13 protein-coding genes are annotated in these 14,139 nt (G+C 61.0%); 9 read left to right on the top strand and 4 right to left on the bottom strand.

Features of this window, described 5'->3' with window-relative positions:
* Nucleotides 1-51 precede the first annotated feature (51 nt).
* From BLR69_RS17440 to BLR69_RS17430, 3 genes are read left to right on the top strand one after another with little or no spacing between them, the layout of a single operon-like run.
* Nucleotides 52-558 (top strand): (2Fe-2S)-binding protein, encoded by a 507-nt coding sequence (locus tag BLR69_RS17440; protein WP_071493627.1) that lies wholly within the window; start codon nucleotides 52-54, stop codon nucleotides 556-558.
* A complete protein-coding gene (locus BLR69_RS17435) occupies nucleotides 555-1,544 on the top strand; it encodes an FAD binding domain-containing protein (protein WP_071493626.1) in 990 nt (329 codons plus the stop codon). Before BLR69_RS17440 ends, BLR69_RS17435 begins: the two co-directional genes overlap by 4 nt.
* Nucleotides 1,541-3,724, top strand: a complete 2,184-nt coding sequence (locus BLR69_RS17430; protein ID WP_071493625.1) for a xanthine dehydrogenase family protein molybdopterin-binding subunit — start codon at nucleotides 1,541-1,543, stop codon at nucleotides 3,722-3,724. The genes BLR69_RS17435 and BLR69_RS17430 overlap by 4 nt, the downstream gene beginning before the upstream one ends.
* On the opposite strand, the gene BLR69_RS17425 is transcribed toward BLR69_RS17430, so the two are convergent.
* On the bottom strand, nucleotides 3,721-4,959 hold the full coding sequence (locus BLR69_RS17425; protein WP_071493624.1) for an MFS transporter: 1,239 nt from the start codon (nucleotides 4,957-4,959) through the stop codon (nucleotides 3,721-3,723). The two genes, BLR69_RS17430 and BLR69_RS17425, sit on opposite strands and share 4 nt — an antisense overlap.
* Nucleotides 4,960-5,279: 320 nt before the next feature.
* Here BLR69_RS17425 and BLR69_RS17420 point away from each other — a divergent pair, with 320 nt between their 5' ends.
* The 3 genes from BLR69_RS17420 to BLR69_RS17410 are packed head-to-tail and all read left to right on the top strand — an operon-like array spanning nucleotide 5,280 to nucleotide 7,908.
* On the top strand, nucleotides 5,280-6,719 hold the full coding sequence (locus BLR69_RS17420) for a cytochrome ubiquinol oxidase subunit I (RefSeq protein ID WP_058427712.1): 1,440 nt from the start codon (nucleotides 5,280-5,282) through the stop codon (nucleotides 6,717-6,719).
* 1 nt (nucleotide 6,720) lies between these two features.
* Entirely contained in the window at nucleotides 6,721-7,728 is a 1,008-nt protein-coding gene (gene cydB, locus BLR69_RS17415) for a cytochrome d ubiquinol oxidase subunit II (protein ID WP_058427711.1), read from the top strand.
* 12 nt (nucleotides 7,729-7,740) lie between these two features.
* The gene (locus BLR69_RS17410; RefSeq protein ID WP_010206690.1) at nucleotides 7,741-7,908 is read left to right on the top strand and encodes a DUF2474 domain-containing protein; all 168 of its coding nucleotides are present in this window, start codon (nucleotides 7,741-7,743) and stop codon (nucleotides 7,906-7,908) included.
* A gap of 66 nt (nucleotides 7,909-7,974) precedes the next feature.
* Here the strand turns inward: BLR69_RS17410 and BLR69_RS17405 are convergent, their stop codons facing one another.
* Both BLR69_RS17405 and BLR69_RS17400 read right to left on the bottom strand, forming a co-directional pair.
* The gene (locus BLR69_RS17405) at nucleotides 7,975-9,099 is read right to left on the bottom strand and encodes a methyltransferase (RefSeq protein WP_071493623.1); all 1,125 of its coding nucleotides are present in this window, start codon (nucleotides 9,097-9,099) and stop codon (nucleotides 7,975-7,977) included.
* A gap of 160 nt (nucleotides 9,100-9,259) precedes the next feature.
* Nucleotides 9,260-9,970 carry a helix-turn-helix transcriptional regulator gene (locus BLR69_RS17400; RefSeq protein WP_071493622.1) on the bottom strand — a complete coding sequence of 237 codons (711 nt, stop codon included), beginning with the start codon at nucleotides 9,968-9,970 and terminating at the stop codon, nucleotides 9,260-9,262.
* Between the two features lie 381 nt (nucleotides 9,971-10,351).
* Between BLR69_RS17400 and BLR69_RS17395 the strand changes: the two genes are divergently transcribed.
* The gene (locus BLR69_RS17395) at nucleotides 10,352-11,128 is read left to right on the top strand and encodes a ferredoxin--NADP reductase (protein WP_071493621.1); all 777 of its coding nucleotides are present in this window, start codon (nucleotides 10,352-10,354) and stop codon (nucleotides 11,126-11,128) included.
* Nucleotides 11,129-11,262: 134 nt separating this feature from the next.
* Here BLR69_RS17395 and mscL read toward each other — a convergent pair whose 3' ends face one another.
* Nucleotides 11,263-11,682, bottom strand: a complete 420-nt coding sequence (gene mscL / locus BLR69_RS17390) for a large-conductance mechanosensitive channel protein MscL (protein ID WP_071493620.1) — start codon at nucleotides 11,680-11,682, stop codon at nucleotides 11,263-11,265.
* Between the two features lie 287 nt (nucleotides 11,683-11,969).
* Between mscL and katB the strand changes: the two genes are divergently transcribed.
* Nucleotides 11,970-13,511 carry a catalase KatB gene (katB, locus tag BLR69_RS17385; RefSeq protein ID WP_071493619.1) on the top strand — a complete coding sequence of 514 codons (1,542 nt, stop codon included), beginning with the start codon at nucleotides 11,970-11,972 and terminating at the stop codon, nucleotides 13,509-13,511.
* A gap of 58 nt (nucleotides 13,512-13,569) precedes the next feature.
* Nucleotides 13,570-14,109, top strand: coding sequence for an ankyrin repeat domain-containing protein (locus BLR69_RS17380; RefSeq protein WP_071493618.1), 540 nt, complete (start codon nucleotides 13,570-13,572; stop codon nucleotides 14,107-14,109).
* Nucleotides 14,110-14,139 lie beyond the last annotated feature (30 nt).

Genomic DNA, 14,139 nt, shown 5'->3' with positions numbered 1-14,139 from the left:
GACGGCGACTTCCCTGAACGCCGCGGATGTCCACCAACCCGTGAGGTGTTTATGAGCGCAACCCCCAATGGCGCGGCGGCCCAACCGTTCGTCAGCCACTCGATACGCCTGAGCCTCAACGGCCAGGATCGCCAACTGGATGTGTTGCCCTGGACCACACTGCTCGACCTGCTGCGCGAGCAACTTGACCTTGTCGGCAGCAAAAAAGGCTGCGACCACGGCCAATGCGGCGCCTGCACGGTGTTGCGCGATGGCAAGCGGATCAATGCCTGCCTGACCCTGGCGGTGATGTGCGACGGCGCCGAGCTGACCACCATCGAAGGCCTGGCCGACGGCGACCAACTGCACCCGATGCAGCAGGCGTTTATCAAGCATGACGCCTTCCAATGCGGCTACTGCACCCCCGGCCAGATCTGTTCCGCCGTGGGCCTGGCCAACGAAGGCCGCGCCCACGACACCGCGCAAATCCAGGAATTGATGAGCGGCAACCTGTGCCGCTGTGGCGCCTACAGCAATATCCGCGATGCCATCGAGGAAGTCCTGGAGGGCAAACCATGAACCCCTTCCATTACAGCCGGCCGACCGGCGTACAGGAGGCCGTGCACCTCAGCAGCGCTGCATCGCGCTTTATCGCCGGGGGCACCAACCTGCTGGACCTGATGAAAGAAAACATCAGCCGCCCCGAACATCTCATTGATATCACCGGCCTGCCGTTGCATGACATTCAGCAGACGGCCACTGGCGGGCTGTTGATTGGCGCCCTGGTGAGCAATGCCGACCTGGCCTGGCATCCGCTGATCGAACAGCATTATCCCTTGCTTTCCCAGGCCATCCTCGCGGGTGCCTCGCCGCAACTGCGCAACATGGCCAGTACCGGTGGCAACCTGCTGCAACGCACCCGTTGCTACTACTTCTATGACGCCACGGTGCCGTGCAACAAGCGCGAGCCTGGCAGTGGCTGCCCGGCGCGCACCGGCTTGAACCGTATCCACGCAATCCTGGGGGCGAGTGAGCAGTGCGTCGCTACCCACCCTTCGGACATGTGTGTCGCCTTGGCGGCGTTGGCGGCGCGGGTGCATGTCGAGGGCCGTGGCGGTGCGCGGATCATTGAGTTCGCCGACTTCCACCGCTTGCCCGACGACACCCCGCAACGCGACAACCTGCTGGCCGACGATGAGCTGATCACCGCCATCGAACTGCCTGCCGACAACCTGGCAAGCCATAGCAACTACCTGAAGATTCGCGACCGCGCGTCTTACGCCTTTGCCTTGGTGTCCGTCGCCGCAGCCCTTGAGCTGGACGGCGACATCATCGTCGACGCACGCCTGGCACTCGGCGGGGTGGCCCATAAACCCTGGCGCGACCGCGCGGTGGAGGCCGGGCTGATCGGCCAGGTCGTCAGCCGCGAAACCTTTAGCCAAGCCGCCGATGCCCTGCTGCAAGACGCCGAACCCCTGGCGCACAACGGCTTCAAAATCAAGCTGGCGCGCCGGGGCATCATTCGTGCCCTGAGTGACGCCGCTGTCGCAGGAGAACGCCCATGACTGCCATCGGCAAACCCTTGGACCGGGTCGACGGTCTGCTCAAGGTCACCGGCCAGGCGCGTTACGCCGGTGAGTTTCCCGAGGATGGCTTGCTGCATGGCAGCGTGGTGTCCAGCACCGTCGCCAAGGGCCGGGTGCTGCGCATCGATGCTTCCAAGGCGCTGGCCCTGCCGGGCGTGGTGGAGGTGATCCATCACCTCAATCGCCCTAAAATCGCCAGCTACGACGATGCGTTCCAGGACGCCGACGCCGCCGACGGCTCGCCGTTCCGCCCGCTGTACAACGACCGCGTGCTGTACAGCGGCCAGCCCCTGGCCTTGGTGATCGCCGATAACCTCGAACTGGCGCGGCATGCCGGTTCCCTGGTGGAGATCGAGTACGCAACCGAAGCCTTCGAAACCGACCTGCTGGCCATGCAGGAACAGGCCTACGCCTCGCCGCAAACCCCGCCCAAGCCGCGCGGCAACTTCCAGGCCGAGTGGACCGGCGCCGCCGTCAGTCTCGACGTGCACTACAGCACGCCCATCGAGCACCACAACCCGATGGAACCCCACGCCAGCACTGTGCTGTATCAGGCGGACGGCACCCTGCATATCCATGACAAGACCCAAGGCCCGCAGAACTGCCAGGCCTATGTGCAAAAGGTCTTCGGCCTGGACCAAAGCCAGGTGCGCATCTTTGCCGCGTTCGTCGGTGGCGCGTTTGGCTCTGGCTTGCGCCCGCAGTACCAATTGCCGTTGGCGGTGATGGCCTCCCTGGCGCTGAAACGCTCGGTGCGCGTCACCCTGACCCGCCAACAGATGTTTACCTTCGGCTACCGCCCACGCACCTTGCAGCGTTTGCAGCTGGGCGCCGCTGCCAACGGCCGTTTGCTCGCGCTGGGGCACACTGCCATCGGCCAGACCTCGCGCTTCGAGGATTTCAGTGAGCATGTGGTGGAGTGGAGCGGCATGCTCTACCACTGCGACAACGTGCAACTGACCTACAAGCTGGTGCCTCTGGACGTGTTCACGCCCCTGGACATGCGCGCGCCTGGCGCAGCGCTCGGGGTGATCGGCCTGGAGTGCGCCATGGATGAACTGGCCTGCGCCTTGGGGATCGACCCGGTGCAACTGCGGTTGATCAACTACGCCGAGCGCAACCAGAACGAAGACAAACCCTGGTCGAGCAAGGCCCTGCGCGAATGTTACCGCGAAGGTGCCGAGCGTTTCGGCTGGAGCCAGCGCAACCCGGAACCGCGCAGCATGCGCGACGGTCGCCAGTTGATCGGCTGGGGCATGGCCGGCGGGGTGTGGGAAGCCATGCAGATGAAGGCCAGTGCCAAGGCGCGGATCGACGCGCAGGGCAAGCTGACGGTCAGCAGCGCCACCACCGATGTCGGCACCGGCACTTATACGGTGATGACCCAGATTGCGGCGCAGGCCAGTGGTGTGGCGGTCGACGACGTGACCTTTTTGTTGGGCGATTCCTCACTGCCCACCGCACCGCTGCAGGGTGGTTCTTTTACCGTTTCCTCGGTGGGCACGGCGGTGCAGCAGGCCTGCGAGGCGTTGACCGGCAAACTGCTGGCCATTGCCCGGCAGACATACCCGGTCTTCACGCAGGCAGAATCCGTACGCTTTGCAGACGGCCAGTTGCACACCGGTGACGTGAGTGTGTCGTTGGCGCAGTTGGTCAAGGACAGCGGCGAGGACGCGCTGGAGGTGCAGGTCGACAGCGAGCCCGACAAAAAACGCGAGGGCTACAGCACCGCCACCCATTCGGCCGTCTTCGTTGAGGTGCAGGTGGATGAGGACCTGGGCACCGTCAAGGTCCGCCGGGTGGTCAGTGCGATTGCCGCCGGGCGCGTGGTCAACCCCAAGATGGCCCGCAGCCAGATTCTCGGCGGGGTGGTGTGGGGCATCGGCATGGCCCTGCATGAAGAAACCCAGACCGATCATCAGTTGGGGCGCTTCATGAACCACAGCCTGGCCGAATACCACATCCCGGTGAACGCGGACATTGGCGAGATCGACGTGGTGTTTGTCGAGGAACATGACGAGATCGTCAACGCCCTCGGGTCCAAGGGCGTGGGAGAGATCGGCATTGTCGGCGTAGCGGCGGCGGTGGCGAACGCGATTTATCACGCCACCGGCAAACGGGTGCGGGAATTTCCCATCACCCTGGACAAGGTGCTCTAGACCTTCGCTTCTTCCACCGGTACGTGCATGCGATCCCGATTCGCCAGGGTCGGGAACAGCTTGATCCACACGCCCGTCACCACCAGCGTACCGATCCCGCCCATGACCACGGCGGGAACGGTGCCGAACCAGTGGGCGGTAATGCCCGATTCGAACTCACCCAACTGGTTGGATGCGCCGATAAACAGGCCGTTGACCGCACTGACGCGGCCGCGCATTTCATCCGGGGTTTCCAACTGCACAAACGACGCACGGATGACCATGCTGATCATATCCGCCGCCCCCAGTACCACCAGCACCGCCAGGGAAAACCAGAAGGAGGTGGACAGGCCGAAGGCGATAGTCGCCACGCCGAACACGCCTACAGCAGTGAACATTACGCGGCCCACATGGCGGTCCACCGAGAACCGCGCCAGCCACAGCGACATCAACAACGCGCCCACCGCCGGCGCCGAGCGCAGCAGGCCCAGGCCCCAGGCGCCGGTCAGCAGGATGTCCTTGGCGAACACCGGCAGCAAAGCGGTCGCGCCGCCCAGCAGCACGGCAAACAGATCGAGGGAGATGGCGCCGAGGATGTCCGGGCGGCTGCGGATAAAACGGATGCCGGCCAGCAGCGAATCCAGGGTGGCCTTGCCCTTGTTGAGCGGAGTCTGGCGGGCGGGCAGGTTGAGGGTCAGCATGCAGGCAATGAGGTAAAGCACCACGGTGGGGCCATACACCCATACGCTGCCGAACGCATAGAGCAAACCGCCGAGCGCCGGCGCGACAATGGTTGCCAATTGCTGGGCAGACTGCGATGAAGCCACGGCCCTCGGGAACAGCGCGCTGGGCACGATGCTCGGCAGCATCGCCTGGGTGGTGGGCATTTCAAAGGAGCGCGCAGCGCCGAGCAGGAAGGCGAGGATAAAGATCATCTCGCGGGTCACGCTGCCGGTCAGGCCGCCGATGGCCAGGCTCAGGGCAATCAGCGCCTGCACGGTCTGGCAGATGGCGGCCACCTTGCGCCGCTCATAGCGGTCGGCCACGTGCCCGGTGTGCAACATGAACAGCACGCGAGGTACGAACTCCACCAGGCCGACCAACCCCAGGTCCAGCACATTGCCGGTCAGTTGGTAGAGGTTCCAGCCGATGGCCACGGTGAGCATCTGGAAGCCGCTGGCGGTGAAGATGCGCGCCAGCCAGAACGCGATGAAAGGGCGGTGGTGACGCAACAGCAACGCGGGTTCGCTAGGCATCGGGGAATTCAGATCAGAGCCGGAGGGAACGCCGAGATTATCATTAAGTTGTAACAGATAGTTGCAACAACTGAGCTGAGGCAGTCTGTCACGCGGCAAAAGACCACACAGTTCAATCCTGAAAATGGGACTACTCTTTCAGCAATGCTTGATCCAGATCAATGCCCGCCCGGGCATCGGCCTGGCGGCCTCAGGGCCAGATTCCCTACGCGGTTGGTTGAAAAAAAGAAACGAATCGAAATTCGCCAGGCTCCATATCCGTGGGGGCAGTGGGTGCAGGCTCCCGCCAGCAGCCGGTATTACCTGACAGAGGAAGACATATGTTCGGTTTGGAGGCGCTCGATCTCGCCCGAATTCAATTTGCGTTCACCATCTCTTTCCACATCCTGTTCCCGGCGATCACCATCGGCCTGGCCAGTTACCTCGCGGTGCTGGAAGGCTTGTGGCTCAAGACCCACAACGACACCTACCGTGACCTCTACCACTTCTGGTCGAAGATCTTTGCCGTCAACTTCGGCATGGGTGTGGTGTCCGGTTTGGTCATGGCCTACCAGTTCGGCACCAACTGGAGCCGCTTCTCGGACTTTGCCGGCGCCGTCACCGGCCCGCTGCTCACGTACGAAGTGCTCACGGCCTTCTTCCTCGAAGCCGGTTTCCTCGGCGTGATGCTGTTCGGCTGGAACAAGGTCGGGCGCAACCTGCACTTTTTCTCCACCGTGATGGTGGCCGTGGGTACGCTGATTTCCACGTTCTGGATCCTCTCGTCCAACAGCTGGATGCAGACGCCCCAGGGCTTTGAAATCATCGATGGCCGGGTGATCCCGACCGACTGGTTCGCCGTGGTCTTCAACCCATCGTTCCCCTATCGCCTGGCGCACATGGCCACGGCAGCCTTCGTGGCCACTGCGTTCTTCGTCGGTTCCTCGGCGGCCTGGCACTTGCTGCGCGGCAAGGACAACCCGGCGATCCGCAAGATGCTCTCGATGGCGATGTGGATGGCCCTGATTGTTGCGCCCATCCAGGCGGTGATCGGCGACTTCCATGGCCTCAATACCTTGAAGCACCAACCGGCGAAAATCGCCGCGATTGAAGGCCACTGGGAAAACATCGGCAATGAACCGACGCCGTTGATCCTCTTCGGCTGGCCCGACATGAAAGCCGAGAAAACCAAGTACGCGGTGGAAATCCCGTACCTGGGCAGCCTGATTCTTACCCACTCCCTGGACAAACAGGTGCCGGCCCTCAAGGAGTTTCCACCGGAAGACCGCCCCAACTCGACCATCGTATTCTGGTCGTTCCGGGTCATGGTCGGCCTGGGCTTCCTGATGATCTTCACTGGCCTGTTCAGCCTCTGGCTGCGCCGGGGCGACAAGATGTACACGTCCAAGCCGTTCCTGTACCTGGCGTTGTGGATGGGGCCGTCCGGCCTGATCGCGATTCTTGCAGGTTGGTTCACCACCGAGATCGGCCGCCAGCCGTGGGTGGTCTACGGCTTGATGCGCACGGCGGACGCGTCCTCCGGGCATAGCCTGGCGCAGATGACCATCACCCTGGTGTTGTTCGTGGTGGTGTACTTCGCGCTGTTCGGCGCAGGCCTGGGCTACATGATGCGCCTGGTGCGCAAAGGGCCTCAGACCCATGAAGGCAGCGAGCCCACCCACGGTGGCCCTGGCCAGAAACGTACACCGGCCCGTCCGTTGTCCGCCGCCGATGATGGCAGCGATGACGACCACACCCACATCCAGCACAAGGGGCATTGAGATGGGTATTGATCTTCCGCTGATCTGGGCCGTGATCATCATCTTCGGCATCATGATGTACGTGGTCATGGACGGTTTCGACCTGGGTATCGGCATCCTGTTTCCGTTTATCCCGGGCAAGACCGACCGTGATGTGATGATGAACACCGTGGCCCCGGTGTGGGATGGTAACGAAACCTGGCTGGTACTCGGTGGCGCGGCGTTGTTCGGTGCGTTCCCGCTGGCCTATTCGGTGGTGCTGTCGGCGCTGTACCTGCCGCTGATCCTGATGCTGATCGGGCTGATCTTCCGCGGTGTAGCCTTCGAATTCCGCTTCAAGGCCAAGGACCACAAGCGTCACCTGTGGGACAAGGCATTCATTGGCGGCTCGCTGGCGGCAACATTCTTCCAGGGCGTGGCGCTGGGTGCGTTCATCGATGGCATTCCAGTGGTGAATCGCCAGTTTGCCGGCGGTTCGCTGGACTGGCTCACGCCGTTCACGATGTTCTGCGGCGTGGCGCTGATCGTGGCTTATGCGTTGCTCGGCTGCACCTGGCTGATCATGAAGACCGAAGGCTCGTTGCAGGAAAAGATGCACAATCTGGCGCGGCCATTGGCCTTCGTGGTGCTGGCGGTGATCGGCATCGTGAGTATCTGGACGCCGTTGACGCACCCGGAAATCGCCTCGCGCTGGTTCACCCTGCCGAACCTGTTCTGGTTCCTGCCAGTGCCGATCCTGGTGCTGGTGACCATGTATGGGCTGATCCGCGCGGTGGCCCGTAATGCGCACTACACGCCGTTCCTGCTGACGCTGGTGCTGATCTTCCTGGGCTACAGCGGTTTGGGTATCAGCCTGTGGCCGAACATTATCCCGCCGTCAGTCTCAATTTGGGATGCTGCCGCGCCGCCGCAAAGCCAGGGCTTCATGCTGGTGGGTACGCTGTTCATTATCCCGTTCATCCTGGGCTATACCTTCTGGAGCTACTACGTGTTCCGCGGCAAGGTCACCCACGAAGACGGTTATCACTAGGAGGGTCGTTTCATGTCCGGCAAACCTTCGTTGCACGAGATTGAACAGGCCGAGAAGCAGCCATTGTGGCGGCGCCTGGGGTGGCTGGCGATGATCTGGACCGGCAGTGTGCTGGCCCTGTTCGTCGTGGCCAGCCTGATGCGCATGTTTATGAATGCGGCCGGCCTGACCACTCACTGATATCCCGATCCGGGCTTTGCGGCCCGGCTTTCCAGCCCTGCTTCTTGCGAGAGAAGCAGGGTTTTTTTATTTGCGCGCCTTGAGGATCACGAACTTCGGCGTGGTGGCGACTTGCTCGACACCCCGGAACAGGCGCGCCAGCTTGGTGTGATAACCCAAATGTCGGTTGCCGACTATATAGAGGGCGCCGCCCACCACCAGTGCTTCCCGTGCCTGCTGGAACATGCGCCAGGCGAGGAAATCACCAACCACCTGCTGCTGGTGGAACGGTGGGTTGCACAGCACCACGTCCAGGGATTGTGGCTCTTGCCCGGCCAGGCCGTCGGCGGCACGCACCACCACATCACGTTCACCGAGGGCGGCTTGCCAGTTCTCCAGCGCCGACTGCACGGCCATGTAGGACTCGTCCACCAAGGTGTAATGCGCTTCGGGGTTTTGCAGGGCGCTGGCAATCGCCAGTACGCCGTTGCCGCAACCCAGGTCTGCCACGCGGGCGTTGCCCAGGTTTTTCGGCAGGTGGGGCAGGAACGCGCGGGTGCCGATGTCCAGGCTTTCACGGCAGAACACGTTGGCGTGGTTCAGCAGCTCGATCGCCGGTGTGTCCAGGGCGTAGCGGGTGGGGTAGGGCGAGACGGCAGCGGGGCGATCCTCTGCGGTGGCGATCAGCAATCGCGCCTTTTTTACCGCAAGCGATGCGTGCATCGGCCCGATATAGCGTTCCAACAACTCGCCCGCCGCCCGTGGCAAATGCTTGATCATCGCCCCGGCGATCACTTCGGCGCCTGGGGCGAGCTGGCCTTGCAAGCGGATCAGTTGTTCTTCCAGCAATGCCAGGGTTTTGGGTACGCGGATCAGCACGCGGTCAAATGGCCCGGTGGGGAGGTGGCTGGCGGGGATGAACCGTACAGCGTCGAACGCCTTGGCGTTGCGCACCAGGTTTTTTTCCAGGCCTTGCGCCGCCAGGAACGAGTCGCCACTGGAGGTCACCTGCACCTGGCCCTGAAGGCTGGCGGCAAGGGCGCCGAAGCTGTCATTGAGCACCAGCACCCGGGTGTGTGCGGCCGGCTGCTGTTCGGCCAAATGGCTGAGCAGGTACTCGTCGGCGGCATCGAAGGCTTGCAGCGGATCGTTGTGTTGCTCTGGCTGGCGGATCAGATCGAGCTGGGCAAAGGGGCTTTCGAGCAGGGGCATGGCGGGGGAGGCTCTGGGTAAACAATGGGTGTTCGACTCTGGCGGCCGAACCGTCTGAGTGCACTACGGGCTACCCCCCGGAGGGGCGGCTCAACACTCAGAATGGGCGGTAAATGTTACGTTTATTTCAGCGGGATTACATGTGGTGTTTCTTGGCCGGTTAAATAATCCCTTCCTGCGCAGCGCGAAGCACGGCGGCGATCTTGTTGTTGACCCCCAGTTTCTTGAGGCAACTGCACACATGAAAACCCACCGTACGCTCGGACAAGCAAAGAATGGCGGCGATATCCGCCGCAGTCTTGCCCTTGCCTGACCACATGAGGACTTCCGTTTCCCGCGGAGTCAATTTGTTTACGGGGTTGACGCTGGGTTTTTCGGCAAATTTCTGCGCCAGTACGGCATGCATGGCGTGACAGAGCCATAACACCATTCCCGCTTTTTCATACAATTCTTCCGGGCTGATGTCACCCTTGCCACGGCTCAACGTCAGCATGCTGAACACTCCTCGGAAATCATGCACGCTGATGGTCAACGCTTTGTGTACGCCTAAGGTTTGGGCCAAAGACCAAAGGCTGGGCACGTCTTTGAATGTTTCCTCCTGCCAGACAATGGGTAATACACATTCCTTGCAATGCTTTACTACGGGGTCTACATCGAAGTAATGCGCTTGGTCGTAGAGTTTTTTCCATTCGTTTGAATAGTTTGTAAATTCTATGGGTTTGATTTGGCTCTTTGGGAGTTGAGAACTCATCTTGAAGGAACAGTTTTGGAAGCCGAGTTCGTAGGTTTTGTTGACAGTCAGTTCAAATACGCTGATGACCTCGTTCTCACCTTCCAGCGTACTGAGTCGTTTATTGCGCCAGTTAAGCATGGGTAAATCTCCATGGATTCTCCGTGACTTGGGGTACGTCCTTAACCCCCATAGCTGCACGAAAATCAGTGTAGGACACGGACTACAGGGAGAGAGGAAAATTTCGTTCTTGGGTGGCAAGCTTTAAGAATTTTTCCGCAGGAACGTTACTTGGCTAAGTAAGTGGCGAGTAAGAAAACTGCGATTTATGAGTGGCTTGAAGCCTCTGTAACAATCAACTAACAGCGAATTTATGAAGCGACTTGAAGGGCTAATAGCGAATTGATTAGCGGTGCAATTAAGTTGCCATCACTGCGTGCTCGCGTGATGCCACTACCTATCGTAGGTGTTTCCGCACGCCACTTTGAGCGACACTAGGGCACCTGTAGAACGGAGCCCCCCATGACGGCCAGTGCTGAGAAATTTACCCGCCAGACCTTGCTCGACGTGCAATCGCTGACCCCCAGCCTGTTTACCCTGCGCACCACCCGCGACCCGGGCTTTCGTTTTACCGCGGGCCAGTTTGTGCGCCTGGGGGTTACCAAGGCGGATGGCAGCACGGTATGGCGTGCGTATTCCTTGGTGTCCTCGCCGTTTGATGAGCACTTGGACTTCTTCTCGATTGTCGTTCCGGAAGGTGAGTTCACCAGCGAACTGAGCCGCCTGCGCGTGGGCGATACCTTGATGGTGGAGCGCCAGGCCACGGGGTTCCTGACCTTGAACCGGTTCGTCGATGGTCGCGACCTGTGGATGCTGGGAACGGGCACCGGGGTGGCACCGTTTTTGTCGATCCTGCAGGACTTCGAGGTCTGGGAGAAATTCGAACGCATCATCCTGGTGTACAGCGCACGCGAAGCCAAAGAGTTGGCTTACCAAGCGCTGATCAACACGTTGGGCGAACGCGAGTACCTGGCCGAATACGCGCACAAGTTCACCTACATCCCCATCGTCACGCGTGAGCAACATGCGGGCGCTTTGAATGGGCGCATCACCACGTTGATTGAAAACGGCGAGTTGGAGCGCGCGGCGGGCGTCGAACTGACCCCGGAGCATTCCCGCGTGCTGATCTGTGGCAACCCGCAGATGGTCGATGACACGCGCCAGTTGCTCAAGCAGCGCGATATGAACCTGAGCTTGAGCCGTCGACCTGGCCAGGTGGCGGTGGAAAACTACTGGTAATAAAAAAGCGCTTTTGTAGGAGCGAGCTTGCTCGCGAAGGACTCATAGGCACTGCGTTTATCCAGCTTTCACGCGATATCGTTGAGTTTTTTCGCGAGCAAGCTCGCTCCTACAGAGGCTTGTAACCGTCTGGCTTATAGCCGCGGCTTGTCGTTCTGTACCTTGAGCAGATCGCGGATCTCACCCAGCAACACTTCTTCCTTGGTTGGCGTCGGCGGCAGGCTCGGTGCCACGGCCTCTTCACGCTTGAGGCGGTTGATTGCCTTCACACCCATGAAAATCGCAAACGCGACGATCACAAAGTCGATGACGCTCTGGATGAACTTGCCGTATGCCAGGACCACCGCAGGCACATCGCCTTGGGCGGCCTTGAGCGTTATCGCCAGGTCACCGAAGTCCACGCCCCCGATCAACAGACCAATGGGCGGCATCACCACATCGCCTACAAACGAGGAAACAATTTTGCCGAAGGCGGCGCCGATGATAATACCGACGGCCATGTCGACCACATTACCTTTGACCGCGAAGGCCTTGAACTCACTGATCACGCCCATAGGTTATTCCTTGTTACAGATGAGAAGGGTGGTACCCAGTGTAAGTCAGTCGTAGAGGGCTTGCCTGAAACAACCGCTAACACTGTCAGCTTTTATCGACACATTAAAACGCAATTAGTTTGCAAAGTGCCATCAATCGCGCGCGAAATACTCGCCAAATCAGCCACTTACCAGATTATTTTATCAATCGGGTTGGTACGGCTTTTCTATTTATCTTCTGACTCGCGGGTCACTAGCCTCTGGCAAGCACAACTGAATGTGCACTAAAAAAACCAGAGGAAACCTCGATGAAGACCCCAATGAGCCGCGGGCCTGTTACCGCGCGATCCGCGCTGGTACTGGTGACCGCCAGCCTGCTTTCCCTGTCGGTACACGCCGCCAACCTGACCCGCGATAACGGTGCCGCCGTCGGCGACAACCAGAACTCGCAAACCGCCGGCGCCAATGGCCCGGTGCTGCTCCAGGACGTGCAGCTTATTCAGAAATTGCAGCGTTTCGATCGCGAGCGCATCCCCGAGCGCGTCGTACACGCGCGTGGCACCGGCGCCCACGGTACCTTCACCGTCACTGACGGCCTCAGCGACCTGACCAAGGCCAAGGTGTTTGCGGCCGGCGAGGCCACTCCAGTGTTCGTGCGCTTTTCCGCCGTGGTTCACGGCAACCACTCCCCGGAAACCCTGCGTGACCCACGCGGTTTCGCCACCAAGTTCTACACCGCCGAGGGCAACTGGGACCTGGTGGGCAACAACTTCCCGACGTTCTTCATCCGCGATGCCATCAAGTTCCCGGACATGGTCCACGCCTTCAAGCCAGACCCGCGTACCAACCTGGATGACGACTCGCGTCGTTTCGACTTCTTCTCCCACGTACCCGAAGCCACCCGTACCCTGACCGAGCTGTACTCCGACTCCGGCACCCCGGCCAGTTACCGGGAGATGGACGGCAACGGTGTGCACGCCTACAAGCTGATCAACGCCAAGGGTGAAGTGCACTACGTCAAGTTCCACTGGAAGAGCCTGCAAGGCATCAAGAACCTCGATCCCAAGCAGGTCACCGAAGTGCAGGGCCGCGACTACAGCCACATGACCAACGACCTGGTCACCCACATCAACAAAGGCGACTTCCCCAAGTGGGACCTGTACGTGCAGGTGCTCAAGCCTGAAGACCTGGCCAAGTTCGATTTCGACCCGTTGGACGCCACCAAGATCTGGCCGGATGTACCCGAGCGCAAAGTCGGACAAATGGTGCTGAACCGCAACCCGGCCAACGTCTTCCAGGAAACCGAGCAAGTGGCCATGGCCCCGGCCAACCTGGTGCCGGGCATCGAGCCGTCGGAAGACCGTCTGCTGCAAGGCCGGGTGTTTTCCTACGCCGACACCCAGATGTACCGCTTGGGCGCCAACGCCTTGCAACTGCCGATCAACGCGCCACGGGTGACCGTCAACAACGGCAACCAGGACGGCGCGATGAACTTCGGCAAGACCACCACCGGTGTGAACTACCAGCCAAGCCGGCTGATGCCACGGGAAGAGCCACAAACCGCGCGCTACAGCCAGTCGGCACTGTCGGGCAGCACCCAGCAGGCGAAGATCCAGCGTGAGCAGAACTTCAAGCAGGCCGGCGATCTGTACCGCTCCTTCAACAAGAAAGAGCGTCAGGACCTGATCGAAAACTTCGGCGGCTCGCTGGCGACCACCGATGACGAGAGCAAGCACATCATCCTGTCGTTCCTTTACAAAGCCGACCCGGAATATGGCACCGGCGTGGCCAAGGTGGCCAAGGGTGACCTGGCGCGCGTGAAGGCGCTGGCGGAAAAACTGACTGACTGATCCGTTGGTTACGGTCGACGCCCCGATACGGGCGTCGACCCCTGGCAGGAGAAAACCCATGCGAATTTCTATCGGCTTGCTGATGACCATGCTGGCCTTTGTCGCCCATGCCGAGACTCCCGACCCGGTAGCGCTCAAGGCCCAGTTGCAGGACTACTACTTCGACGCCGCCCGCCGTGGCGACCTCGACATGCTCAACACCTTCATCGACGCCGGCTACAGCCTCAACACCCAGGACGACAAGGGCTATACCGCGCTGATCCTCGCGGCCTACCACGGCCAGGGGCCGTTCGTGGAACGCCTGCTCACTGCCGGTGCCGACGCCTGCGTGCAGGACAAACGCGGCAACACCGCGCTGATGGGGGCGATCTTCAAGGGCGAGCTGAAAATCGCCCAGCGCCTGCTGGCCACCGACTGCAACCCCGACCAGCGCAACGGCGCCGGACAGACCGCCGCCATGTACGCCGGGCTGTTCAAGCGTGTCGAGCTGCTCGATGAACTCAAGGCCAAAGGTGCCGATCTCAATGCCGAAGACCCGGTCGGCAACAGTGCTTCACGCTTGGCCAGTGGTGAAATCCGGACCCCGGCGTCGCGCTGAGCTATCATCGCGTTTTTTCGGTTGGAGGTT

Source organism: Pseudomonas azotoformans (assembly GCF_900103345.1).
GTDB classification, from domain to species: domain Bacteria; phylum Pseudomonadota; class Gammaproteobacteria; order Pseudomonadales; family Pseudomonadaceae; genus Aquipseudomonas; species Aquipseudomonas azotoformans.
This window is presented reverse-complemented; position numbering and strand designations above follow the sequence as displayed.